Below are 23,862 nucleotides of genomic sequence, written 5' to 3' on the forward strand. Positions count from 1 at the left end.
GACGCTGGTCCTGACGGGCCACGATGCCCGCCGGTGGGAACTAGAACGGCTGCGCCTTCGCCTGTTGACCATCCCCGCGATCTTCGACGCCCTGCCTGCTCCAAGGTGCTGCACCTTGCGGCACCCCCACCTGGGCCGCCGTCGTTGGCGACTGGCTCGATAAGCTCAGCAACCTCAGGCCAGCTCCCAGCTGGCACCTCCTCCCGACGATCCCCAAGCACGATCTCGGACCCGCGCTCCGATCGTCGTCCGACGCGTTGTCGCACCCACCCGCAAGAATGAAACCTCTTGCACCGCACCGGCGCAGCGGCACCGCCCGCTCACCGAACGGGTGAAAGAACGAGGTCAAGTTCGTCTTCAGTTGTTCAGACATCGGAAATGCCCTTTTCACGCGCGGCATCGACGAGTGGCTGCACGGCGTCGTTGCCCAATCCCTCCCGGAACATACCGATCAGCCCACGTACTCGATGCGCCAGCATCATCGAGGTGGACTTGGTGTTGGAGAGTCGCTCCACGAAGTGGCTGATGAGAGTGGGGCCGTAAGCCTGGAGTGTGTCTTCCGGGATGTCCAGACTGAACCATTCATCTTCGAGTCCGATGTTCCGCCCGCTAACAAGGTTAACGGCCTCGGGAATGGCATGACTGAGCTGAGGTATGGTGTTAGTCCAGCGGACAAGTTCCTCTGGAGAAGCGGTCCTTGGCACCCCGCTGAGCCGGTCGGTCATGTGCCTGCGCAACCAGCGGTCCCAAATCTTGGCACCGTCGACGGATTCCCCGGTAAGGAAACGGGCCACGGTTTCCGCGAAGTCCGCAGCATGCGCCCCGTTGGCCCCGATGACGCTTTGCGTGAGGACGCTGCGCCGGCTGTCCGTATCGATGCCTGCCCAGGACAGGATGGCGGTGACGAGGCCGAAGAACTGCTGCCGATACCTCCAATCGCCCAACTGATCCAATCGGTCCCACAGTTCGTTCATGCTCTCCAGGAGGCCAGCAGCGAGGAGCTTGTCGTCCCATCGTGGGGAGTGGAGGTAGGAGTGCCAGGCAAGGACGGCCGAGTCAGCCTCACGGAAGAGTGGTAAGACATACTCCGTGGCAAAGTCCGCGTCCGCCGCGAAGAGGAACTGGAGAACTCTAGCGATTGCGGGTCGGGTGGCATCCAGAGCAGGGCGCGGTCCGGAGAGGAGCGAGACAAGTGCCGCCCGCTCCTCATCGTTCAGTCCAGCCCAGTTCCCGAGATTGTGGCGCCATCGGCGGTCGATTTCCTGGGGCCAGTACTGGGCGAGGGAACCGGGCCACGAGTTGAGCCACAGCGGCGCAGCCGAAAGCGGATTGTCGTGTCCATGGGTGAATTGGCCACTTTGGCTGTCCCAGAGGTTCTGGGCGAGCGCCCGCATCGCTGCGATGGTCGGCGTCTCTTCGCTATCGATCTGCCGCCCGATCTGCTCCTGCAGGAAGCGGCCGATCTCATGAGCACTTTTCGAGTCGCCAGCCAGAGCTGCAACGTGCTCGACAATCTCCTCACCATGCTCTCCCAGAGCCGCACCGGTCCAGCCTGAGACCGTTGCCCTGCAAAGGCCATTGCCGCGTTCGCCCAGGTCGCTGCGGCCCTGGATCTCGTCCCAAAGCAAGAGCCCAAGTTCCGGGCGTTGAGCGACGGTCTGGCGCACGAGGCTGAGCGCGTCGTCCCAATTGGGATCTTCGAAGTGACGCTCGGCGTATTCACGTTCAAGAAGATTGTTCATAGCGGTGGTAGCGCTCTCTGACAACTGGGCAATGAACTCTTCCGGCGCCAGCGGGAGCTTCCCTCCCCACACGCCCCCAGACATCCACATGTCGAAGTCCGGATGGTCCCTTGGCGCGAATTCAGGATTCGCCTCCTGGACTGAGGCCAAGGTATCGGCAGCCTCCTTCCAGCCAGGTGTCGACGTGCTGAGCCAGACGAGCAGGTTGTACTTGGCGTACGAGATGTGGCGCTCTCGATCGTCCAGGTCATCCCGATAGTCCGGGCCTTCGGATACGGCGGCCAGGACCCGCGCCCTCGCCTCTGCGGACGCTTCGGGGAGGACAGCCGCGAGGAGTCGGAAGAGTTCGTGCTTTGCGTGGTCTGGATATAGATCGGTGCGGGAAAGCGTCCACTCCAACTTGTCCTCGTGCGATCGCGAGTCGTCGGCGGCGACCAGGTGGAGAGCGAGGCGCTGGAAGAGTGCGTGCTTTCGCGACCACCATCGGTCTGCAATTTCGGGCACGACTGAGATTGCTTTAACGCCATAATCGCGGAGGGCATCAACAACTGCATCGAGCGGCTCGCGGAACTCGTCTTGCTCGTGCGGTTCGATTGCTGAACGGTCGCGAGAGAGCGAGTCCCAGTAGTGGACGCCGTGATAGGCAAGCAGTAGGTCGTAGGCTGATGCGAGGGATTCTTCGAGCAAAGTTCCGACGCGGCTGTCGCCCGCTGGCGCATCGGCAACGGCCTGTAGAAGAGGCGGCGTGAGCACGTACTCCTCGAACGCCCATTTGACCTCCGCGTTCGGAAGCTCGGTCGATCTGTCTTCTCCGTCGCCGAGGAACAATCTGCGCTTGAGTGTGAGGAACGGGCGGAGCGCCGTGCGAACGGAAACGGCCCCAAGTGTTGTCGCGCCTTGCAGGAATGGGAGCAACATTTCACCGTCGAGGGGCGCCGACTGCCCCGGAATCGAGGTGGCAAGGAACGCCCGCCACCTCTCCGCGACAACAGCATCCTTCTCGTCGAGTCTCCATGTCGCATTGCAAGCACCTCGGAAGAACTGATCCGATAGCCTCGGCCCGAGCCGTTCCAGGGTCTGGAAGGCAGCGCCATGGAGCACCGGGGATGACACGAAGTCGTTCAAGAACCAGTTACCAAGGATGGTAGCGGCGTCGGAAACCTCGCGGAGGGTGAATAGTTCCTGGAATGTGGGATGAGCCTCGACCCATACGAGCCACTCGATTTTTGCCGCAACATCAGTTAGCTTCTCGGCGGCCCATGCAAAATCGCGCGCACCCTCTGGAACGCTGACACGGGCCGTGAGATAGTCGCGGTCAACAGGCGTGAGAGAAGTTCCCCCATCCACCAAAGTTTCGATGCGAGAGCGGTGGTCGAGCTGCCCCATCCGCGCTCGGGTGTTCCATGCGCTCAGCGCCTTCGGCACGCTGTCGAAGTCCTCGCCGAACGGGATGGTGGCCACTCCGAGGCGCGCCCAGTCCGGATCGCTCGCTCGCGAGGTGCGCTCGAAGGCGTAAAGCGACGCACCGGATGGTAATCCAAGCGTCAGGTACCGCATCGTCGGGTCCGTGAGGCCATAACCGATGAACACGACGACGTTCGCTTGAAAGAGCTTCAGCAGGAAGCGCGTGGCCCAGCCTTCCGACAAGTACGCCTGGCCGAGGTCCTTGTCAGTGAGGACAAGCTCCTCAGGCCCGCGAGTGACCGACCCGTGCAGGTGCACGAGCCCGGCAACGGCATGACCGAGCGGCAGAGCGGGCCCGATCCACTTTTCCGGCAGATCGATGCCAGCGGCCGCAGCCGCCGCGTCAAGGTGGTCGTCGAAGTTGGTCGTGACGATCCGCGGTTTCCCGTAGGCGGAGGCGAGGCGCACGATCGCGTCGTGCCAGTCGTTCGGCTGAGATGTCGGCTCGGCGAGCAGCACGTGCGTCCGCTGATGGACCTCGTACGGTGGCGTCAGGTGCGTCAATCGCCCGAGGAAGTGATCAAGCTGCTCCGCACCACCATCAGGGAGTTCGACGTACGCAACGCCAGCTTCCCGGCCGAGAGCAATGGCTAGATCCCTGAACAGTGGAAGACCAGACGGCGCTGCCAGCGACGCCCCCGCGCCAACGAAGAAGACAACTCGGCCTTCCGCGTGAGCGTCCAGGAGTTCCTGCGGAAGATGAACATCCGGGGTGATCCACTGGCCGCCGTTCGTCACGTGGCAGCCTCCAACACGTCGTAGACGCAATCCCGACCCGACATCAGGAACGGAAGGAGTTCATCGCGGGTGGGTGTGAGTTCGGCGATCTCAGTTCGCAACCCTTCGGTTGCCTTCGTGAACTTCTCCTTCGGTGGCACGATTGCCTTTCAGTGCAGTTGGGACGTAGTCGATCCTGGCACATTCCACCGACTCCCGGCTCGAAGCGTGGCCGAGACGTCGCGGACGACCCCACGCCCTACCTGCCCGTCGGAGTGGACCCTTTTGGGTCACACCGTCCCCTTCCGCCCACTCGCCTAAGGGCACAGAAAGAGGCCCTGACCTGCTCCGATGGTGCCGATCAGGGCCTCTCGTCAGGAGACGTGTCCGTTTCCGATGTGTCCTGGGAATCAGAAGTTGATCATGTGCCCCGCGAGTCCATGAATGGCCTCCTGCACGGCCTCCGACAGCGTCGGGTGCGTGTGCACGTTGCGCCCCAGCTCGGACGCCGTGAGGTCCCACTTCTGGGCGAGCGTGAGCTCGGGCAGCAGCTCGGACGCGTCGGGGCCGATCAGGTGGCCGCCGAGGAGCTCGCCGTAGCGGGCGTCGGCGACGAGCTTGACGAAGCCCGTGGGCTCGCCCAGGCCGTGTGCCTTGCCGTTGGCGGTGAAGGGGAACTTGGAGACCTTGACGTCGTAGCCCTCGTCGCGGGCCTGCTGCTCGGTGAGGCCGAAGCTGGCGATCTGCGGCTGGCAGAACGTCGCGCGCGGCATCATGCGGTAGTCGCCGAGCGTCATGGTCTCAGCGCCGCCGATGGTCTCGGACGCGACGACTCCCTGCGCCTCGGCGACGTGCGCGAGCATGAGCTTCGCGGTGACGTCACCGATCGCGTAGATGTGGGGCACGTTGGTGCGCATGACGTCGTCGATCGCGATCGCACCGCGGTCGGTCAGTGCAACGCCCGTGTTCTCGAGGCCGAAGCCCTCGACGTTGGGTGCGAAGCCCACGGCCATGAGGACCTTGTCGACCTCGATCGAGCCGGGCTTGTCGTCCTTGACGCCCTTGTAGGACACAACAACGCCGCCACCGGCTCCTCTGTCGGTGACGGTCTGCACCGCGGTCGACGTCAGGATGTTCACGCCGAGCTTCTTGTACTGCTTGGCGATCTCCTTGGAGACCTCGATGTCCTCGTTGGGCAGCGCGCGGTCGAGGAACTCGATGATGGTCACGTCGACGCCGTAGTTCTTCAGCACGTACGCGAACTCCATGCCGATCGCGCCAGCGCCGACGATCGCGATCGAGCGCGGCAGCTCGCGCGTCAGGATCTGCTTCTCGTACGTGACGACGTTCTCGCTCAGCTCGACGCCCGGCAGCAGGCGGACCTTCGAGCCCGTCGCGATGATCACGTTGGCGAACGTCACGGTCTCGGTCTGGCCCGAGGACAGCGCGACGTCGATCGTGTTGGCGTCGCGGAACGTGCCGCGCCCGTCGTACTCGGTGATCTTGTTCTTCTTCATGAGGAAGTGCACGCCCTTGACGCGGCCGTCGGCGACGTCGCGGCTGCGGTCGAACGCCTTGCCGAAGTCGAACGACACGTCACCCGTCATGCCGAAGAAGTCGGCCTGGTGCGTGAACAGGTGGGCGAGCTCCGCGTTGCGCAGGAGCGCCTTGGAGGGGATGCACCCGACGTTGAGGCACACACCGCCCCAGTACTTCTCCTCGATGATCGCGACGGACTGGCCGAGCTGGGCCGCGCGGATGGCGGCGACGTAGCCGCCGGGGCCCGCGCCGAGGACGACGACGTCGTAGTGGTTAGCCATGGGGTCCAGCCTAGGACGTCTGCCCGACGCCGGAGCGACCGATCGCGTCACACGTCACCGGGGGTGCGCCGAGGGTGACGTCCAGAACGGCCGCGGCGACGCCGTCGGGCAGCGGCCTGCCTCTCGGCAGGTGTGCCCGCACGGACGCCCCTCGGCGACCGCCCGCGCGAGTCGTTACGATGCGTGACAGCCGCGTCGATTCCCGACCTCGGGCTCGTGGGCGGCGACACGGGCCTCGTGGAGACCTCATGGCCGTAGGACTCGTAGCCCTCCTGGACGACATCGCAGCGTTCGCCAAGCTGGCGGCTGCGTCCGTCGACGACATCGGTGCTGCCGCGGGGCGGGCGAGCGTCAAGGCGACCGGTGTCGTGATCGACGACACGGCCGTGACCCCCCAGTACGTCGCCGGGCTGGCCGCGAAGCGTGAGCTGCCCGTGATCAAGCGCATCGCGATGGGCTCGCTGCGCAACAAGCTCCTGTTCATCCTCCCGGCGGCGCTGCTGCTGAGCGAGTACCTGCCCGTGCTGCTCACGCCGCTGCTCATGGTCGGCGGGACGTACCTCGCGTTCGAGGGCGCCGAGAAGCTGTGGGAGATGGTCTCGGGCAAGCACGGCAAGGCCGTCGACGACGCTGCCGCGAAGAAGGCCGTCGACGAGGACAGCGTCGTGTCGAGCGCGGTGCGTACCGACTTCATCCTGAGTGCCGAGATCATGGTCATCGCGCTCAACGAGGTCGCGGAGGAAGGCTTCTGGGCGCGCGCGATCATCCTGGTGATCGTGGCGCTGCTCATCACGGCGGTCGTCTACGGGATCGTCGGCCTCATCGTGAAGATGGACGACATCGGCCTGCACCTCGCGGGGCGCGACACCGGGTGGGTCAAGTCCTTCGGCCACGGCCTGGTCAAGGCGATGCCGCGCGTCATGGGGGTCATCTCGATCGTCGGCACCGTCGCGATGCTGTGGGTCGGTGGCCACATCCTGCTGCAGGGCACGTACGACCTGGGCTGGCACGCTCCGTACGACCTGCTGCACGTCCTCGAGGAGGCCGTGCACGGCGTCACAGCCGTCGGCGGGTTCCTGGTGTGGCTCGTCGACACCCTGGGATCCGCGATCGTGGGCGTCGTGGTGGGCGCGGTCGTCGTCACGGTCGTGCACTTCATCCCGCGCAAGAACAAGCACCACTGATCTCCTGACGACCCCGAGGCCTGTTCGCCCGCGATGTCGCGGGCGAACAGGCCTTCGTCGTCCGGCCGCGGCGCGTGTCGGTGGTCACACCTACGGTGGAGGGACCGCCAACGAGTCGCAGGAGGACGTCATGGGCTTGAAGTTCGGGTTCGTCGGGAGCTTCGGTTCCGCGTCAGAGCTGGTCACGATGGCCCGAGAGGCCGAGGAGCACGGCTGGGACGGCTACTTCACGTGGGACGGCATCAGCCTGCCCGGCATGGACAGCTACGACCCGTGGGGCATCCTGTCCGCGGCAGCCGTCCAGACGGAGCGCGTGACCCTGGGGGCGCTCGTGTTCGCGCTGCCGCGCCGCCGTCCCTGGGAGCTCGCGCGCCAGGCGCTCACGGTCGACCACCTGTCGGGCGGGCGGCTGGTCCTGCCCGTGGGCGTGGGGGTGCTCGACGACGCGGGCTTCAGCGCGGTCCCCGGCCAGCTCACGTCGCTGCGCGAACGCGCCGAGCTGCTCGACGACGTGCTCGCGTTCCTCGAGCGCTCCTGGTCCGGCGAGGCCTTCTCGTTCGACGGGACGCACATCTCGACCGGCGAGATGACGATCTCGCCCCGGCCCGTCAACGGGCGCATCCCCGTGTGGCCCGTGGGGGTGTTCCCGAGCGAAAGGTCGATGAGCCGCGCGGTCCGCTGGGACGGCGTGACGGTCCAGCTCCGGGGCGACCGTGGCCTGGACCCGCTCTCACCGGAGGACGTGCGCGAGGTCGCGACCTGGGTCGCCGAGCACCGCGACCCGGCGGCCGGTCCGTTCGAGCTCGTGGTCCAGCGGGACTTCCCGACCGACCTCGACGCCGCGGCGCAGGACGCGCGCGCGCTCGAGGCGGCGGGCGCGACGTGGTGGCTCGAAGCCGGGTGGGACCCCACCAAGGTCACCGCGGAGTCCCAGCTCGCGCGCATCCGCCAGGGGCCGCCGCACCCCTGACGCGCCGCACCCGAGGCCTCGACGCGGCGCGTCGCCCATGCCCCGAGACGCCGACGGCGCCGCTCCCCCCCGCGGGGAGCGGCGCCGTCGGGCCGGTTCGCACGCGCGTCACGCGGACGGGCGAGCCGCCTCGATCTCGACCGTCGGCAGGTGCTTCGCCGGCAGCGTCCTGGGGCGCCACGACGCACGCGTCTGCTCGAACGCCGTGATGTCCTCCTCGTGCTGGAGGGTCAGACCGATGTCGTCGAGGCCCTCCATGAGGCGCCAGCGCGTGTAGTCGTCGATCTGGAAACGGACCACGACGTCGTCGGCCGTCGCGGTGCGCTCGACCAGGTCGACCGTGACCTCGGTGCCGGGCTTGGTCTCGAGGACCTTCCACAGCAGCTCGATGTCCTCCTGCGCGACGATGCCCGCGACCAGGCCCTGCTTGCCCGAGTTGCCGCGGAAGATGTCCGCGAAACGCGAGGCCAGGACGACCTTGAAGCCGTAGTCCTTGAGGGCCCACACGGCGTGCTCGCGCGACGATCCGGTGCCGAAGTCGGGGCCCGCGACCAGCACGGAGCCGGACGAGTACGCGGGCTGGTTCAGGACGAACGCGGGGTCCCCGCGCCACGCCGCGAACAGCGCGTCCTCGAAGCCCGTGCGCGTCACGCGCTTGAGGTAGACGGCGGGGATGATCTGGTCCGTGTCGACGTTGCTGCGGCGCAGCGGGACACCGACACCGGTGTGGGTGGTGAACTTCTCCATGATGCTTCTGCTTCCTCGATGAGTGTCGTCAGGGGGCCGGGTCAGACCTGCAGCGGGACGCGCGGGTCGAGCGGCGCGAGCGGCGTGCCGTCGAACGACGTGATGTCGACGTCGGCCGGCAGGTCCAGGTCGGCCAGCGAGGACAACGTCCCGCGGATGGCCGTCGCGGCCGCGACGAGCGGCGAGACAAGGTGGGTGCGTCCACCCTTGCCCTGGCGACCCTCGAAGTTGCGGTTGGACGTGGAGGCCGAGCGCTCCCCCGGGGCGAGCTGGTCCGGGTTCATGCCCAGGCACATGGAACAGCCGGCGTTGCGCCACTCGGCACCGAAGTCGAGGAAGATCTGGTCGAGCCCCTCGGCCTCGGCCTGGAGGCGGACGCGCGCCGACGCGGGCACGACGAGCACGCGCAGCGAGTCTGCCTTCTTCTTGCCCTGGACGACCTTGGCGACCGAGCGCAGGTCCTCGATGCGGCCGTTGGTGCACGAGCCGATGAAGACCGTGTCGATCGCGATGTCGCGCAGCGGAGCACCCGGGGTCAGGCCCATGTACTCGATCGCACGCTCGGCGGCGACGCGCTCGTTCTCGTCGGCGATCTCCGCCGGGACCGGGACGTTCGCGGACAGGGGCAGGCCCTGGCCGGGGTTGGTGCCCCAGGTGATGAAGGGCTCGAGGTCGGCCGCCTCGAGGACGACCTCCTCGTCGAACGTGGCGTCGTCGTCGGTCTTGAGCGTCTTCCAGTACTCGACCGCGGCGTCCCAGTCAGCACCCTCGGGGGCGTGCGGACGGCCCTTGAGGTACTCGAACGTGGTCTCGTCAGGAGCGATCATGCCGGCGCGCGCGCCCGCCTCGATCGACATGTTGCAGACCGTCATGCGGGCTTCCATGGTCAGCTTGCGGATGGCCTCGCCGCGGTACTCCAGGACGTAGCCCTGGCCGCCGCCCGTGCCGATCTTCGCGATGATCGCGAGGATGATGTCCTTGGACGTCGCGCCCGGGGGCAGCTCGCCGTTGACCGTGATCGCCATGGTCTTGAAGGGCGCGAGCGGCAGGGTCTGGGTCGCGAGCACGTGCTCGACCTCGGACGTCCCGATGCCGAAAGCGAGAGCCCCGAACGCACCGTGGGTCGAGGTGTGCGAGTCGCCGCACACGACCGTCAGGCCCGGCATGGTCAGCCCGAGCTGCGGGCCGACCTGGTGCACGATCCCCTGGTCCGCGTCACCGAGCGAGTGGATGCGCACGCCGAACTCCTTGGCGTTGTTGCGCAGCGTGTCGATCTGGGTGCGGCTCGTGAGGTCCGCGATAGGGAGATCGATGTCGAGCGTGGGAGTGTTGTGGTCCTCGGTCGCGATCGTCAGGTCGGGGCGGCGCACCTGTCGGCCGGCAAGGCGCAGGCCCTCGAAGGCCTGCGGACTGGTGACCTCGTGGATGAGGTGCAGATCGATGTAGAGGAGGTCGGGCGACCCGTCGGTGCCTCGTCGCACCAGGTGCGCGTCCCAGACCTTCTCCGCCAGCGTGCCGGCCATGTTGGTTCTCTCCTACCTGTGTCCTGCGGTGGTCGCGCACGCGGGGGCCGTGGCGACGATCGGGGGGTACGTCTCGGTCGTGGACCGGGGTGAATCCCCCGGTCCTCGGTCGACACGACACCCGCTGACTTGCATCTCACTGTGCGAGACGTCAATATCGACCTATGGACAATTCTAGCGGAGTCGGCGTGCTGGACAAGGCGGCGTCCGTTCTGGGCGCTCTGGAGTCCGGACCAGCCACTTTGGCCCAGCTCGTCACCGCCACCGGACTCGCCCGTCCTACGGCCCATCGCCTCGCAGTAGCGCTCGAGCACCACCGTATGGTCGCCCGCGACATGCAGGGCCGTTTCGTCCTCGGGCCGCGCCTGAACGAGCTCGCGACGGCAGCCGGCGAGGACCGCCTGCTCGCCGCCGCGAACCCCGTTCTCACGGCGCTGCGCGACCACACCGGCGAGAGCGCGCAGCTCTACCGCCGCCAGGGGGACCATCGCATCTGCGTCGCCGCGGCCGAGCGGCCCGTCGGTCTGCGCGACTCGATCCCCGTGGGCGCGACGCTCACCATGGGCGCGGGCTCCGCGGCCCAGGTGCTCCTCGCCTGGGAGGAGCCGGACCGCCTGCACCGCGGCCTGCGCGAGGCCGTCTTCACGGCCACGATCCTCTCGGGGGTCCGACGGCGCGGCTGGGCACAGTCCGTCTCGGAGCGCGAGCTCGGGGTCGCGTCGGTGTCGGCGCCCGTCCGCGGCCCGTCGGGGCGGATCGTCGCCGCGGTCTCGATCTCCGGCCCGGTCGAGCGCCTCACGCGCCAGCCCGGCCGGCTGCACTCGGGGTCGGTCGTCGCCGCCGCCAACCGCCTGACCGAGGTCCTGCGCCGCTCCGGCGAGTGACCGTCCGTCGACCTGTGGGCAGGAGGGCGGGCGCCGTGCGGCGCCCGCCCTCCTGCTGTCCACCCTTGTCGTGACACACCCCCTACGACGGATTCGGGCGAAACGCTAGACTCGTCGTCGGCGCGCCTCCGACGGCGTTCCGTCCGCTCTGGTCACCATGGCGAGCAGAGTCGCACCCGCCCCGATCGACGACGTGAGGACCACACGATGCCCGGCAAGGCCAAGACCATCCTGATGTGGGTCGTCGTCGTCTTCCTGCTGTACGCCGTCGTCCAGAGCCCCGACCGCGCGGCGGACATCGTCCAGGCCATCTGGGACGTCATCCTGGGCGCCTTCCAGAGCTTCGGGCAGTTCGTCCAGTCGCTCATGAAGTAGGCGCACCATGGCGCAGGACCTGCCCTTCGTGGAGTCCCCCACCCGGACGCCACGCCTGAGCGCGCGTCACCTGCGGCGCTACATCCTCCCGGGCGAGCGCGTCGTCCTGGCCACGCGCGCCCACTGGGGCAAGCTCGCCGAGCCGGTCGCCACGACCTTCGCCGCCTTCCTGCTCGTGGCCTGGCTGGTCAGCACGATCGGCCCGACCGTGGGCGAGGGCGCGCTGCTGCTCTGGTGGGCGTGGGTGCTCGTCGCTCTGCGCCTGCTGTGGAAGGTCCTGGACTGGCGCAACGAGTGGTTCGTCGCGACCGACAAGCGCATGCTGCTGATGTTCGGGCTCGTGACCCACAAGGTCGCGATGATGCCGCTCGGCAAGGTCACGGACATGAGCTACAGCCGATCGGTCGTGGGCCGCGTGCTGGGCTACGGCCAGTTCATCCTCGAGTCGGCCGGTCAGGACCAGGCCATGAGCCGCATCAACTGGGTCGCCCGGCCCGACGCGACGTACCGCACGCTGTGCGACACGATCTTCATCCCCGGCGGCCGCGGCGGGCCGTGGGGGCAGCCGCAGCCCGGCGCACCCCAGGGCGGCGCGGTGCCCCCGCCCGGGCCCTACGGCCGGCCCCCGCAGCCCTCGGCGGCCGGGCAGCCCGGACAGCCTGCGCTGGGCGGCACGTCGTGGACGGCGACGGGTGACGGCCCCGAGAGCGACCGGTCCGCGGCCGCGACGCAGCCCCTCGCCGTCCGCTCGGTCCAGCAGGACCGTCAGGGACATCTCTTCGTGGCCCCGCGCGGCAGCGGGCCGTGGCGGGTGGGCGCGGACCGGCATGCCGTGGTGCCCCCGCCACCTCCCGCCGTCGCGGCGGTGGGGCCCGACGCCGGCGCGGGGGCCAAGCCTGCGGACGAGGCCGACGGTCCGGCGTGGGAGACCGACGACTCCGGCGGCGAGGCCGACGGTCCGGCGTGGGAGGTCTCCGACGACCACCGTGGCACGTTCGTCCCCGTCACCCCGTGGGACGCGCAGGCCGGGTGGACGGCCTCGGACCCCTGGGAGCGGCCCGAGGGGGCCACGGGCCCGGCACCGACGACCGCTCCGCCGGTACCGCCACCGCCCGGCTGAGACCGCCCCTCGCGTCGGCTCGACGTCCGCACGACCACCTCACGGGCGCCGGCCCCGGCCTGTCCCACGGGCCGACCGTCATGTTCGGGCCGTTCGACCCTGTTCCTCGCGCGTTCCTCAACCTACGGTGCAGTAACCACCCGCCAAGGTCTGAGAAGGGTCCATCCGTGACCGCACTGCCCCTGCCCGTCCAGTCGCCGTTCCCGCCGCTGCCCCCGCTGCCGACGCTGCCGACGCTGCCTCGTGTCATCCAGGGTGGGATGGGCATGGCGGTCTCCTCCTGGCGCCTCGCGTCCGCCGTCGCGCGTGCCGGCCAGCTGGGCCTGGTGTCCGGCACCGCGCTCGACCTCGTCCTGGCGCGCCGGCTGCAGAACGGCGACCGGGACGGCGCCGTGCGACGGGCGCTCGCGGCGTTCCCCGTCCCCCGGTTCGCCCAGCGGGTGCTCGCGCGCTACTTCCGCCCCGAGGGGCGCGACGCGGGCCAGCCCTATGCCCCCGTGCCGCGGCTCGCGCTACGGCAGACGCGCCTGGCGCAGGAGCTCATGGTGCTCGGCAGCTTCGTCGAGGTGTGGCTGGCCAAGGAAGGCCACGGGGGCCGCGTGGGCATCAACTTCCTCGAGAAGATCCAGATGGCTGCCCCTGCGGCCGCCTACGGGTCCATGCTCGCCGGGGCCGACTACGTCGTCACGGGAGCGGGCATCCCCCGGGACATCCCCCACCTGCTCGACCAGCTCGTGGGGCACGAGGCCGTGCGGTTCCCCGTGACGGTCGCCGGCGGGAGCGGCCACACGGTCGACCTCGATCCCGGGGCCCTGCTCGGCGACCGCCTGCCTCCCGTGGCACGCCCGACGTTCCTCGCCGTCGTCTCGGCGCACGCCCTGGCCGAGCACCTGGTCCGTGAGGGCCGCACCCGTCCGGACGGGTTCGTGGTCGAGGGCCCGCCCGCCGGCGGGCACAACGCGCCACCGCGCGGTCGGCTCACGCTCGACGAGGCCGGTCAGCCCGTCTTCGGTCCCCGGGACCAGGCCGACCTCTCGAAGGTCGCCGCGCTCGGCCTGCCGTTCTGGTTGGCGGGGGCGCAGGGGACGCCCGAGGCACTGGTCGCCGCGGTCGACGCGGGGGCCACGGGCATCCAGGTCGGCACGCTGTTCGCACTGTCCGAGGAGTCGGGCCTCGAGCCCGATCTCCGGGACGACGTGCTCGCCCGCCTGCGCTCCGGGACGCTCGACGTGCGGACCGAGCCCCTCACCTCGCCGACCGGCTTCCCCTTCAAGGTCGCACAGCTCCCCGGCACCCTGGCGGAGGCCCCGCTCGCGGCTGCCCGGCCTCGCCTGTGCGACCTGGGCTATCTGCGCACGCCGGTCGAGAAGGTCGCCGGCAAGGTCACCTACCGCTGCCCTGCGGAGCCCTCCCACATGTTCGAGCGCAAGGGGGGCCAGCCGGGCGAGAGCGCGGGGCGGTCGTGCCTGTGCAACTCGCTCGCGGCCGACGTGGGCCTGGGGCAGACGCGCGCCGACGGGTACGTCGAGCTGCCGCTCGTCACCCTCGGCGCGGACGTCGCGGGGGCGACGCGGCTCGCGCAGCGGCACGAGGGCGTCTGGTCGGCGCGGGACGTGCTCGACTGGCTGCTCGAGGCGCGACCCGTGGCTGCCTCCCCGGGCGCCCCTGAGCCCAGGCACCGACGGGCACCGACGGGCCCTGACAGGCCCTGACGCCACCCGGCCGGCCGGGCCAGGTGCGCGGTGCGCGACGAGCGCGGCGCACCTGGCCGGGTCGCGACGTCCTGGGTGCTGAGGAACGCACCCCGGGAACGACGAAAGCCCGACCATCTGTCGATGATCGAGCTTTGCGCGTGGTACCCCCAACGGGATTTGAACCCGTGTTACCGCCGTGAGAGGGCGGCGTCCTAGGCCGCTAGACGATGGGGGCCAGGACCGCTCCCCCGCCCCGAAGGACGAGTGAGCGTCATCGAGGCCCGGTCATCTGACGATGGCCAGGCCTCGTACGTACCCCCAACGGGATTTGAACCCGTGTTACCGCCGTGAGAGGGCGGCGTCCTAGGCCGCTAGACGATGGGGGCCTAAGCTCGTCACCCCGAGGGGCTCCGTGCCGATGAGAACTTTACTGCACGTTTCGTGTCGGTCTGACCGACTCGATGCGCTGCTTGCTCTGCGCTGGGGTACCAGGACTCGAACCTAGAATGACGGTACCAGAAACCGTTGTGTTGCCAATTACACCATACCCCAAGGAGGTATCAGCGCCGCGCCCTCGTCCCGTTCCCGGGCCGCGGGTGAGCGCCTCACCGAGAGAAAACATTACCGGACACTTCCGGCCGGGCCAAATCGCCCTCCCGCCCCACCGGCCCCGGCCCTCGCACGCCCTGCCGTCCGTCCCCGCGACACGTCGCGAGCACCTGTGGACCTCACCCCCTCGACGTGGCACCGTCGGAGGATGACGACCGCCCCCTCCTCCGACCCGTCCGGCCCGGGCCCCGCGCGGGCCTCCCACGCGCAGCGCGCGGCCTCGTTCGGTGCGGGCGCCGACGAGTACCGCGCCGTCCGCCCGTCCTACCCGGACGCCGCGGTCGACTGGCTGCTCCCCGCAGGCGCCCGGCACGTGCTCGACCTGGCCGCCGGGACCGGCAAGCTCACGGAGCGGCTCGTGGCGCGCGGGCTCCACGTGACCGCGGTCGAGCCCTCCGACGGCATGCGCGACCAGCTCCGGGACGCCGTCCCGGGTGCCCACGTCCTGTCCGGGACCGCCGAGCGCATCCCGCTCGAGGACGGGAGCGTCGACGCGGTCCTCGTCGGCCAGGCCTGGCACTGGTTCGACGTCGCGGTCGCCGTCCCGGAGATCGCCCGGGTGCTGCGTCCCGGCGGTCGGCTCGGCGTCGTGTGGAACGTCCGGGACCACGCGGTCGACTGGGTCGAGCGGTTCACGGAGATCATCCATCGCGGAGACTCGCTCGAGCCGGTCCACCGGACCCCGGAGATCGACGCGGCCGGCGGCGCCTTCACCCCGCTCGAGCACGCGACCTTCCCGTGGCAGGACCACCTGCCCGCCTCGTCCCTCCGTACGCTCGCCGCGACCCGGAGTCACCTCCTGACGCTGCCGCCGGCCGAGCGTGACGAGCTGCTCGACGCCGTCGACCGGCTCGTGGCCACCCACCCAGCCCTCGCCGGGCGCCCGGAGATCGACCTGCCCTACCGGGCCGAGTGCTGGCGCGCGGACCGCGTCCTCGGCACCGACGCAGCCACCACGGTCGACGGCGCGGTCGACGGCGCGGTCGATTCGTGAGCGCCCAGCCGGAGGACGTCGTGACCTCCGCGAGCCCGGGCCCCGTCACGCCCGACGACGTCCGTGCCGCGTCCCGGTGGCTCGCCGACGGCGTCGCGCAGCACCCGGACGCGGCGTTCGACGCCCAGGCGGGGCCTGTGCGGTGGTCGTGCTGGGCCACGGCCGAGCACGTCGTCGACGACCTGCTGGCCTACGCGCTCCAGGTCGCGGGCCTCCCCCTGCTCGACTACCTGCCGCTGGCCGGCCCCCGGGGCGAGGACGAGATCGCGCACGTCAAGCGCGAGGCCGGTCCGGCGGGGCTCGCCGAGGTCATCCTCGCGAGCGGCGAGCTGCTCGCCGCGCAGGTCGCGGTCCAGTCCCCCGACGGGCGCGCCTACCACCCGTACGGTCTCTCGGACCCGGAGGGCTTCGCCGCCATGGGGATCGCCGAGATCCTCGTGCACGGTCGGGACATCGCCGACGGGCTCACGGGCGTCGCCCCCGGGCTCCCCGAGGGGCTGAGCGCCAAGGTGCTCGGCCGGCTCTTCCCGGACCTGCCGGCGGCCGCGCAGGGCCTGCCCCCGGGGGACGCCCTCGTGTGGGCGACCGGGCGCAGCGACCTGCCCGGTCTGCCCCGTCGGACGAGGTGGCGCTGGGACGCGAGCGTCCGGTAGCCGCGTGCGCCGCGGGCCCGCCCAGAAGCGGGCCCGCGAGCACGGTCAGGCCAGGAGCAGCACCGCGACCAGCGAGACCCCGGTCACGACCGCGGCCGACGCGGTCCCGAGCACGAGCGCCCGGCGTCCGGTGCGGACCAGGTGGGCGGCGTCGACCCCGAGGCCCATCGCGAACATCGCCGCGGTGAACAGCAGCGTGGTCACCGTGGTCGTCACCTCGACGACCGAGGCGGGCAGCAGGCCCGTGCTGCGCACGAGCACGGCCACGAGGAAGCCGACGACGAACAGGGGCACGGGCGGCGTCCGGCGGGCTGCCGGGGCGCCGGCGGCCACCCCGACGTCGGCGGGGCGTGCGACGCGTTCCCGGCGCGCCTTGACCACCCCCGCACCGGCCACGATCGGTGCCAGCAGCACGACGCGGGCCAGCTTGCTCACGGTCGCGGTCGCGAGGGCCGCGGCCGAGATCGCGCCGCCCGCGGTCACGACCTGCGCGACCTCCTGGACGCTCGCCCCGATCCACAGCCCGGCGCGGTCGTCGTCGAGGCCCAGCAGGCCCGCGAGCCACGGCAGGACGAAGATCGCGAGCGACCCGAAGATCGTCACGAGCGCGAGGGCCGTCGCGACCGCGTCGTCGTTCTCGCGGCGCGTCCGCTCGTCGTCGCCTCCTCCGACCACGCCCTGCATGGCCGAGATCGCAGCCGCGCCGCAGATCGAGAAGCCCGTCGCGACGAGCAGCGACGTCACGCGCGGGACCCGCAGCGCCCGTCCCAGCGCGAGCGTCGCGCTGAAGGTCACGGCGACCGTGATCCCGACGACCGCGAGCCCGCGCCATCCGAGCGCGAGGACCTCGGGCAGCGAGAGCTGGAGCCCGAGCAGCACGACCCCGGCGCGCAGGACGCGCTTCGCGGTCCAGCTCGTCCCTTCCTGGGTCCGGGAGGTGAGGGAGCCGGCCCACCGCGCCCGCGCCGCCCCCTGCCCGACGGCGCCGCTCGCACCGCCGGCCCTGCGCAGGCTCCCGAGCAGCGAGCCGACGACCGCGCCGACGAGCAGCGAGAGCACGAGGGGCGAGAGCGGGATCACCTGGGCGAGCAGGTAGGCGACGGCGGTCGCGACGGCGCAGAGCGCGAGCCCCGGTGCGGCGCGCCGGATCCACGGTGCGGAGCTCCTGGCGGGGGCCGGGCCGCCGGTCGGGGCGGGCTGGTCGGGGGTGGCGGTCGCGCCCAGGGTGGGGGTCGCGAGGTCGTTCGTGGGGGTCATGCTTCCACCATGCCGCGCCGGGATGCCCGTCAGAAGGCCCATCTGGCGACCTAGCCATAGGATGAGGTTATGACCGAGCACGTCCCCGGGGCTCCCGCGAGCACCTCTCCCCCGCGCCGCGAGCGCACGTCGCTCGCCCTGCTCGAGCTGCTCGTCGCGACGGACCGCCACGGCTCGATCAGCGCGGCGGCACGGGCGCTGGGGGTCTCGCAGCCGAGCGCCTCGGCGGGGATGCGGCGCCTCGAGAGGCACCTGGGTCTGGAGCTCGTGACCCGCTCGACGCGCGGGGCCCGGCTCACCGAGACCGGACGGGCGACGGCCACCTGGGCCCGCGAGGTCGTGGAGGCCTCCGACCGGTTCGAGACCTCGGCCGCGGCCCTGCGCGAGGCCCCGTCGGCCCGTATCAGGCTCGCGGCGAGCCTGACGATCGCCGAGTACCTCGCGCCCCGCTGGCTCGCGACGCTGGCGGCGACAGCCACCACTGCCGCGACGGCCGGCACACCCGGCGCCCCCGGGGCGCCGGCGGCGACGGCGTCCCCCGATGTCGAGCTGCTCGTGCGCAACTCGCGCACCGTCATGGAGCTCGTGCTCGCGGACGAGGCCGACCTCGGCTTCATCGAGAGCTCGACCATGCGCAGGGGGCTGCGCAGCCGCACCCTGGCCCGGGACGAGCTGCTCGTGGTCGTCGCCCCGACGCACCCCTGGGCGGCCCGGCGGCGGCGAACCGCGACCGTCGACGAGCTGGTGAGCGGTGGGCTCGTGGTCCGCGAGCGCGGCTCGGGCACGCGCGAGACGCTCGAGAAGTCCCTCGTCGCGGCCGGCGCCCGCCTCCCCGACCACCTGCCCTACCTGGGATCGACCGCGTCGCTCAAGACCGCGGTGCAGTACGGCGGGGCGGTCGCGGTGCTGTCGCGGCTGACGGTCGCGGACGACCTGGCCCGCGGCACGCTCGTCGAGATCCAGGTGCCCGGCCTGGATCTCTCGCGGCGGCTGCGGATGGTCTGGAAGGACGGCACCGAGCTGTCTGCCCCGGCGCGACAGATCGCGGCCGTCGCCACGGGAGCGCCCGCGCCGCCGGCACCGCCGTCGCGGGAGCGCAGGCGCCCGCAGGCCGCACCCGCGAGATAGAGGGTTCCGGTCGAGGTGGCGTGCTGCAGCCTGCTCCCTCGACCGGAACCCTCCACGTCGACGCGCGCTCCGGGCCCGTCAGCGACCCGCGAGCACCAGGTCGCCGACCTCGTCGAGGCTCGCCACGACGTGCACCCCGGCCGCACGCGCGGCCTCGGGGTCCTCCTCGGCCGGTCCGCCGCGACGGGTACCGGGGCGGTCGATCCACACGCCCGTCAGACCTGCCGCGGCCGCGGCCCGCGCGTCGACGTCGAGCTCGTCGCCCACGTAGACCGTGCGAGCCGGGTCCGTGCCCAGGCGCGCGCACGCCTCGACGAAGACCCGCGGGTCCGGCTTGCCGAAGCCCAGGGTGTCGACGCCCACGAGCATGGGCACCTCCGACAGCCCCGACCGGGCCAGCTTGTCCGTCTGCAGGGCGACCGACGCGTTGGACAGCGCCCCCACCTTGACCCCCGCGGCGGCGAGCCGCCCGAGGACGGGAGCGGCGTCGTCGTGCGCGCGCCAGCTCTCCTCGAACGTGCCCCAGAAGACCGTCTTCCACGCCGCGTACCCGTCCTCGTCGAGGACCGCGCCGCCGAACGTCTCCTGCAGCTCGTTCGCACGCAGCATCCGCTGGCCGTCGAACGTCAGCTCGCCGCGCGTGTACGCCCGGTACCAGCCGTGCGGGTCGCTGCGCCACAGCGCAAGGACCTCGCCGTACCGCTCGACGGGCAGGTGCGGCAGGTGCACCGCGCACACCGCGTCGATCGCGAGCGCGAACGCACCACGGGTGTCGACGAGCGTGTCGTCGACGTCGAAGAGCACACCGTCGACACCGTCGAGGCCACCGCCGGGGGCGACGTCCCCCGCGAGGGGCGCGACGCCGTCGGGCAGCACGAGGTCAGGGGTGCTCACAGCGACGCGCGCAGCGCACGCAGGCGCGCCAGGGTCGACTCCTTGCCGAGGATCTCCATCGACTCGAACAGCGGCGGCGACACGCGCCGACCCGTCACGGCCACGCGCAGGGGCGTGAACGCGAAGCGCGGCTTGATGCCCATCTCCTCGACCAGGACCGCCTTGAGCGTCTCCTGGAGGGCGTCGGTCGAGAAGTCGTCGAGCGCGTCGAGCACACGGATCGCGGCGTCGAGCACGGCCGGGGCCTCCTCGCGCAGCGCGGCGCGCGCCTCGTCCTCGACGGGCACGGCGTCGTCGGCCACGAACAGGAAGCCGAGCATGCCCTTGGCCTCGCCCAGGAGGACCATGCGCTCCTGCACGAGCGGTGCGCCCGCCGTGACGAGCGCCTGGTGCTCGGCCGAGAGGTCCGCGAACGAGTCGGCGGGGACGAACCCGCCCTGGTGCAGGTACGGCACCAGACGGTCGCGGAAGTCCTCGGGGGCCAGCATGCGCAGGTGCGTCGCGTTGATCGCCTCGGCCTTCTTGAGGTCGAAGCGGGCCGGGTTCGGGTTGACGTCGGTGATGTCGAACGCCGCGACCATCTCCTCGACCGAGAAGATGTCGTTTTCCGCCGAGATGCTCCAGCCCAGCAGCGCGAGGTAGTTCAGCAGGCCCTCGGGCGTGAAGCCGCGCTCCTTGTGCAGGAACAGGTTGGACTCGGGGTCGCGCTTGGACAGCTTCTTGTTGCCCTCGCCCATGACGTACGGCAGGTGCCCGAACTCGGGCATGACCTTCGCGACGCCCAGCTCGAGGAGCGCGCGGTACAGCACGACCTGACGCGGCGTCGAGGACAGCAGGTCCTCGCCGCGCAGCACGTGCGTGATCCCCATCAGGGCGTCGTCGACCGGGTTGACCAGCGTGTACAGGGGCTGGCCGTTGCCGCGGACGATCACGTAGTCCGGGACCGAGCCCGCACCGAACGAGATCTCGCCGCGCACCAGGTCCGTGAAGGCCACGTCGGTGTCCGGCATGCGCATGCGCAGGACGGGCTCACGGCCCTCGGCGCGGAACGCGGCCTTCTGCTCGTCGGTCAGCGTGCGGTCGAACCCGTCGTAGCCCATGGCCTTGGGCCGACCGGCCGCGACGTTGCGCGCCTCGATCTCCTCGGGCGTCGAGAAGGACTCGTAGGCGTACCCGCCCTCGACGAGACGGCGGATGACGTCCTGGTAGATGTCACCGCGCTGCGACTGGCGGTAGGGCTCGTGCGGGCCGCCGACCTCGACGCCCTCGTCCCAGTCCATGCCGAGCCAGCGCAGCGCCTCGAGGAGCTGCTGGTAGCTCTCCTCGGAGTCGCGCGCGGCGTCCGTGTCCTCGATGCGGAAGACGAACGTCCCGCCCACGTGCCGGGCGTACGCCCAGTTGAACAGTGCCGTGCGGATGAGGCCGACGTGCGGCGTCCCCGTGGGTGAGGGGCAGAAACGGACGCGGACGGGCGAGGAACCAGGTGCAGGGATCACGCCCCCCAGCCTATCGTCGCCCGGTGGCGGGGGCCGTGCGCGGCCCGTCGGGCACCGCCCACGCCCCGAGGGCACAATCACTCACATGTCCTCCTCCCCGCACCCCGTGCCCGCCGACCCGGGCCGCACCGGCGCGAGCGAGCTCATCGCCGACGCCCTCGCCGCGGTCCACGAGAGGTTCCGCGACCTCGACGAGGGCGACGTGGCGACGTACATCCCCGAGCTCGCGACCGCCGACCGGTCGCTGTTCGGCGTGGCCCTGGCGGGGGTCACGGGCAGCGTCTACACCGCGGGGGACGCCGACGTCCCGTTCACCATCCAGTCGCTGTCGAAGCCGTTCGTGTTCGCCCTGGCGCTCATGGACCGGGGGCTGGCCGAGGTGCTCGAGCACGTGGGGGCCGAGCCCAGCGGCGAGGGGTTCAGCTCGATCCGCCTGGACCCGGTCACGGGCCGCCCGCCGAACCCCATGGTCAACGCGGGGGCAATCGTCACGACGTCGCTGGTCCGCGGGGCCTCCGAGGAGGAACGGTTCGCGCGCATCCTCGCCGTGCTGGAGGCGTTCGCCGGCCGCCCGCTCGACGTCGACGGCCGCGTGTACGTCAGCGAGTCCGAGACGGGAGACCGCAACCGGGCCATCGCCTACCTCATGCACAGCACGGGCGCGCTGACCACGGACGTCGAGGCCACGCTCGACACCTACTTCCGCCAGTGCTCGGTCCTCGTCACGACCCGCGACCTCGCGGTCATGTCCGCGACGCTCGCCAACGGGGGCGTGAACCCCGTCACGGGCGAGCAGGTCGTCGACGAGGTCGTGACCGAGTGGGTGCTCGCCGTGATGGCGACGAGCGGCATGTACGACTACGCGGGCGAGTGGCTGCTGCGGGCGGGCATGCCCGCGAAGAGCGGCGTCTCGGGCGGTCTGGTGTCGGTCGGCGTGGGTCAGTTCGGCCTGGGGCTGTTCAGCCCGCCCCTCGACGCGCGCGGCAACAGCGTGCGCTCGGTCGCGGCGGCCCACGAGATCTCGCGGCAGTTCCACCTGCACCTCATGCACCGCCCCGACCGTGACGTCCCCACGCTCTACCAGAGCACGCGCGCCGACCGGCTGCGCCAGCTCGCGCACCGCACGCCCGCCCAGCTGCGCCGGCTGCGGGACCTGGGCTCCGCGATCTCGGTGCGAGCCGTCCAGGGCACGGTCGAGTTCGCGGCCGCGGAGACGATCCTGCGCTCGGTCGACGAGCTGCCTTCCCCGCTGCCGAGCGGCGAGCGGTGGCTGATCCTCGACCTGCGGCGCACGGCGCGCGTGGCCACGCTGGGGGCCCAGCTCCTGCGCGGGCTCGTGGTCCGGCTCCAGGGGCAGGGCGTGCACGTCGTGGTGGTCGACCCGTTCGAGCGACGGCTGCTCGCGGGCGTGGACCAGGAGTTCACGTCGTTCGAGGCCGCGCAGCGCTGGTGCGAGGACCGGCTCCTCGACGCGGCCCGGGCCGCGTGACCGGGCTGCGTGACCGGGCCCCCACGCAGGACCACGTCGCGGGGGTGGCCGCCGTCCCCCGAGGGACGGCGGCCACCTGGTCCAGCGAGCCCAGCGGGCCCAGCGAGGAGCTCAGCCGCGGCGGACGACCGGGTTCGCGAGCACGCCCAGGCCCTCGACCTCGCACTCGACGCGGTCGCCCGCGTCGATGCGTCCCACGCCCGCGGGCGTGCCCGTGAGGATGACGTCGCCGGGCAGCAGCGTGAAGGCCTCGGAGATGTACGACACGAGGTAGGGGACGTCGAAGATCATGTCGCGCGTGCGACCGTCCTGGCGGGTCTCGCCGTTGACGCGCGACGTCACCGCGAGGTCCTCGACGTCGAGGTCGGTGTCGATCCACGGCCCGATGGGGCACGCCGAGTCGAAGCCCTTGGCCCGGGCCCACTGGCCGTCGGTCCGCTGGGCGTCGCGCGCGGTCACGTCGTTGGCGACGGTGTACCCCAGGATGTAGGAGGCGGCGTCCTCGGGGCGCACGTCCTTGGCGATGCGGCCGATCACGACCGCGAGCTCGGCCTCGTAGCTGACCTCGTCCGAGAAGTCGGGCAGCACGATGGGGTCGTCCGGGCCCACGACCGAGGTGTTGGGCTTGAAGAAGATGAGCGGCGACGTCGGGACGTCGTTGCCCATCTCGGCCGCGTGGGCCGCGTAGTTGCGGCCGACCGCGACCACCTTGGAGCGCGGGATCACGGGCGCGAGGAGGCGGACGCCGTCCCCGAGCTCGATCCGCTCGCCCGTCGGCAGGACGGGCATGTAGAGGGGGTCGCCGTTGAGGACGGCGAGATAGGTCTTGCCCGCCTCCTCCTGCACGAGGGCGTAGCGGGGGTCTTCTCCGGTGGTGAATCTGGCGATGCGCACGAGCCCAGCCTACCGACGAGCAGGCCGCGACCCCGGGTGGGGGCCGCGGCCTGCTCGTCGTGGTGCCGTGGGTCGGGCGGCCGGGCGCCGCGCGCGGCGGCCCGACGGCGGCGCTAGGTGTACTGACCCGTTGCGTTGTTGATTCGGTCGATGGGTCGTAGGCCGCCGATGCCGAGGTGGGGTCGTTCCAGGTTGTAGTGGTTGAGCC

General features: G+C 71.0%; 18 protein-coding genes and 3 tRNA genes. 10 read left to right on the forward strand and 11 right to left on the reverse strand.

Annotation, left to right across the window (positions count from 1 at the left end):
- Positions 1 to 365 precede the first annotated feature (365 nt).
- Together NHG27_RS15640 and lpdA are read right to left on the reverse strand one after the other, a co-directional pair.
- Complete coding sequence (locus tag NHG27_RS15640; protein ID WP_497016911.1) at positions 366 to 3,944, reverse strand: SIR2 family protein; 3,579 nt, start codon at positions 3,942 to 3,944, stop codon at positions 366 to 368.
- A 389-nt stretch (positions 3,945 to 4,333) separates the two neighbouring features.
- Positions 4,334 to 5,743, reverse strand: a complete 1,410-nt coding sequence (gene lpdA, locus NHG27_RS15645) for a dihydrolipoyl dehydrogenase (protein WP_193720134.1) — start codon at positions 5,741 to 5,743, stop codon at positions 4,334 to 4,336.
- Positions 5,744 to 5,991: 248 nt separating this feature from the next.
- On the opposite strand from lpdA, the gene NHG27_RS15650 reads away from it, so the two are divergent.
- Both NHG27_RS15650 and NHG27_RS15655 read left to right on the forward strand, forming a co-directional pair.
- On the forward strand, positions 5,992 to 6,927 hold the full coding sequence (locus tag NHG27_RS15650; RefSeq protein WP_497016912.1) for a DUF808 domain-containing protein: 936 nt from the start codon (positions 5,992 to 5,994) through the stop codon (positions 6,925 to 6,927).
- 130 nt (positions 6,928 to 7,057) lie between these two features.
- Positions 7,058 to 7,897, forward strand: a complete 840-nt coding sequence (locus NHG27_RS15655) for an LLM class flavin-dependent oxidoreductase (protein WP_497016913.1) — start codon at positions 7,058 to 7,060, stop codon at positions 7,895 to 7,897.
- A 108-nt stretch (positions 7,898 to 8,005) separates the two neighbouring features.
- On the opposite strand, the gene leuD is transcribed toward NHG27_RS15655, so the two are convergent.
- Together leuD and leuC are read right to left on the reverse strand one after the other, a co-directional pair.
- Entirely contained in the window at positions 8,006 to 8,644 is a 639-nt protein-coding gene (gene leuD, locus NHG27_RS15660; protein WP_497016914.1) for a 3-isopropylmalate dehydratase small subunit, read from the reverse strand.
- Positions 8,645 to 8,685: 41 nt separating this feature from the next.
- Positions 8,686 to 10,167, reverse strand: a complete 1,482-nt coding sequence (gene leuC, locus NHG27_RS15665) for a 3-isopropylmalate dehydratase large subunit (RefSeq protein WP_497016915.1) — start codon at positions 10,165 to 10,167, stop codon at positions 8,686 to 8,688.
- Positions 10,168 to 10,331: 164 nt separating this feature from the next.
- Between leuC and NHG27_RS15670 the strand changes: the two genes are divergently transcribed.
- The 4 genes from NHG27_RS15670 (at position 10,332) to NHG27_RS15685 (ending at position 14,258) form a co-directional block, all read left to right on the forward strand.
- Positions 10,332 to 11,051, forward strand: a complete 720-nt coding sequence (locus NHG27_RS15670) for an IclR family transcriptional regulator (RefSeq protein WP_193720130.1) — start codon at positions 10,332 to 10,334, stop codon at positions 11,049 to 11,051.
- Between the two features lie 207 nt (positions 11,052 to 11,258).
- Complete coding sequence (locus NHG27_RS15675; protein ID WP_193720129.1) at positions 11,259 to 11,426, forward strand: hypothetical protein; 168 nt, start codon at positions 11,259 to 11,261, stop codon at positions 11,424 to 11,426.
- A gap of 7 nt (positions 11,427 to 11,433) precedes the next feature.
- A complete protein-coding gene (locus NHG27_RS15680) occupies positions 11,434 to 12,546 on the forward strand; it encodes a PH domain-containing protein (RefSeq protein ID WP_497016916.1) in 1,113 nt (370 codons plus the stop codon).
- A gap of 167 nt (positions 12,547 to 12,713) precedes the next feature.
- Positions 12,714 to 14,258, forward strand: a complete 1,545-nt coding sequence (locus NHG27_RS15685) for a beta/alpha barrel domain-containing protein (RefSeq protein ID WP_497016917.1) — start codon at positions 12,714 to 12,716, stop codon at positions 14,256 to 14,258.
- Positions 14,259 to 14,399: 141 nt separating this feature from the next.
- Here the strand turns inward: NHG27_RS15685 and NHG27_RS15690 are convergent.
- From NHG27_RS15690 to NHG27_RS15700, 3 genes are all read right to left on the reverse strand, one after another.
- Positions 14,400 to 14,475 (reverse strand) — tRNA-Glu (locus NHG27_RS15690).
- Positions 14,476 to 14,553: 78 nt separating this feature from the next.
- Positions 14,554 to 14,626 (reverse strand) — tRNA-Glu (locus tag NHG27_RS15695).
- Between the two features lie 94 nt (positions 14,627 to 14,720).
- Positions 14,721 to 14,792 (reverse strand) — tRNA-Gln (locus NHG27_RS15700).
- 205 nt (positions 14,793 to 14,997) lie between these two features.
- On the opposite strand from NHG27_RS15700, the gene NHG27_RS15705 reads away from it, so the two are divergent.
- Positions 14,998 to 15,843, forward strand: coding sequence for a class I SAM-dependent methyltransferase (locus NHG27_RS15705; protein WP_497016918.1), 846 nt, complete (start codon positions 14,998 to 15,000; stop codon positions 15,841 to 15,843).
- Entirely contained in the window at positions 15,840 to 16,496 is a 657-nt protein-coding gene (locus NHG27_RS15710) for a hypothetical protein (RefSeq protein WP_193720126.1), read from the forward strand. Before NHG27_RS15705 ends, NHG27_RS15710 begins: the two co-directional genes overlap by 4 nt.
- A 45-nt stretch (positions 16,497 to 16,541) precedes the next feature.
- Here the strand turns inward: NHG27_RS15710 and NHG27_RS15715 are convergent, their stop codons facing one another.
- Positions 16,542 to 17,753, reverse strand: coding sequence for a YeiH family protein (locus tag NHG27_RS15715; RefSeq protein WP_497016919.1), 1,212 nt, complete (start codon positions 17,751 to 17,753; stop codon positions 16,542 to 16,544).
- 69 nt (positions 17,754 to 17,822) lie between these two features.
- Here NHG27_RS15715 and NHG27_RS15720 point away from each other — a divergent pair, with 69 nt between their 5' ends.
- Positions 17,823 to 18,881 carry a LysR family transcriptional regulator gene (locus NHG27_RS15720; RefSeq protein ID WP_497016920.1) on the forward strand — a complete coding sequence of 353 codons (1,059 nt, stop codon included), beginning with the start codon at positions 17,823 to 17,825 and terminating at the stop codon, positions 18,879 to 18,881.
- 78 nt (positions 18,882 to 18,959) lie between these two features.
- On the opposite strand, the gene NHG27_RS15725 is transcribed toward NHG27_RS15720, so the two are convergent.
- Both NHG27_RS15725 and gltX read right to left on the reverse strand, forming a co-directional pair.
- The gene (locus tag NHG27_RS15725) at positions 18,960 to 19,775 is read right to left on the reverse strand and encodes an HAD family hydrolase (protein WP_497016921.1); all 816 of its coding nucleotides are present in this window, start codon (positions 19,773 to 19,775) and stop codon (positions 18,960 to 18,962) included.
- Positions 19,772 to 21,271, reverse strand: a complete 1,500-nt coding sequence (gene gltX / locus NHG27_RS15730) for a glutamate--tRNA ligase (RefSeq protein WP_497016922.1) — start codon at positions 21,269 to 21,271, stop codon at positions 19,772 to 19,774. Before gltX ends, NHG27_RS15725 begins: the two co-directional genes overlap by 4 nt.
- An 85-nt stretch (positions 21,272 to 21,356) precedes the next feature.
- Between gltX and glsA the strand changes: the two genes are divergently transcribed.
- A complete protein-coding gene (gene glsA, locus NHG27_RS15735; protein WP_497016923.1) occupies positions 21,357 to 22,760 on the forward strand; it encodes a glutaminase A in 1,404 nt (467 codons plus the stop codon).
- A gap of 111 nt (positions 22,761 to 22,871) precedes the next feature.
- Here the strand turns inward: glsA and NHG27_RS15740 are convergent, their stop codons facing one another.
- Positions 22,872 to 23,654, reverse strand: a complete 783-nt coding sequence (locus tag NHG27_RS15740; protein WP_193720119.1) for a fumarylacetoacetate hydrolase family protein — start codon at positions 23,652 to 23,654, stop codon at positions 22,872 to 22,874.
- Between the last annotated feature and the right edge of the window lie 208 nt (positions 23,655 to 23,862).

The organism is Oerskovia sp. 140933 (assembly GCF_059651515.1).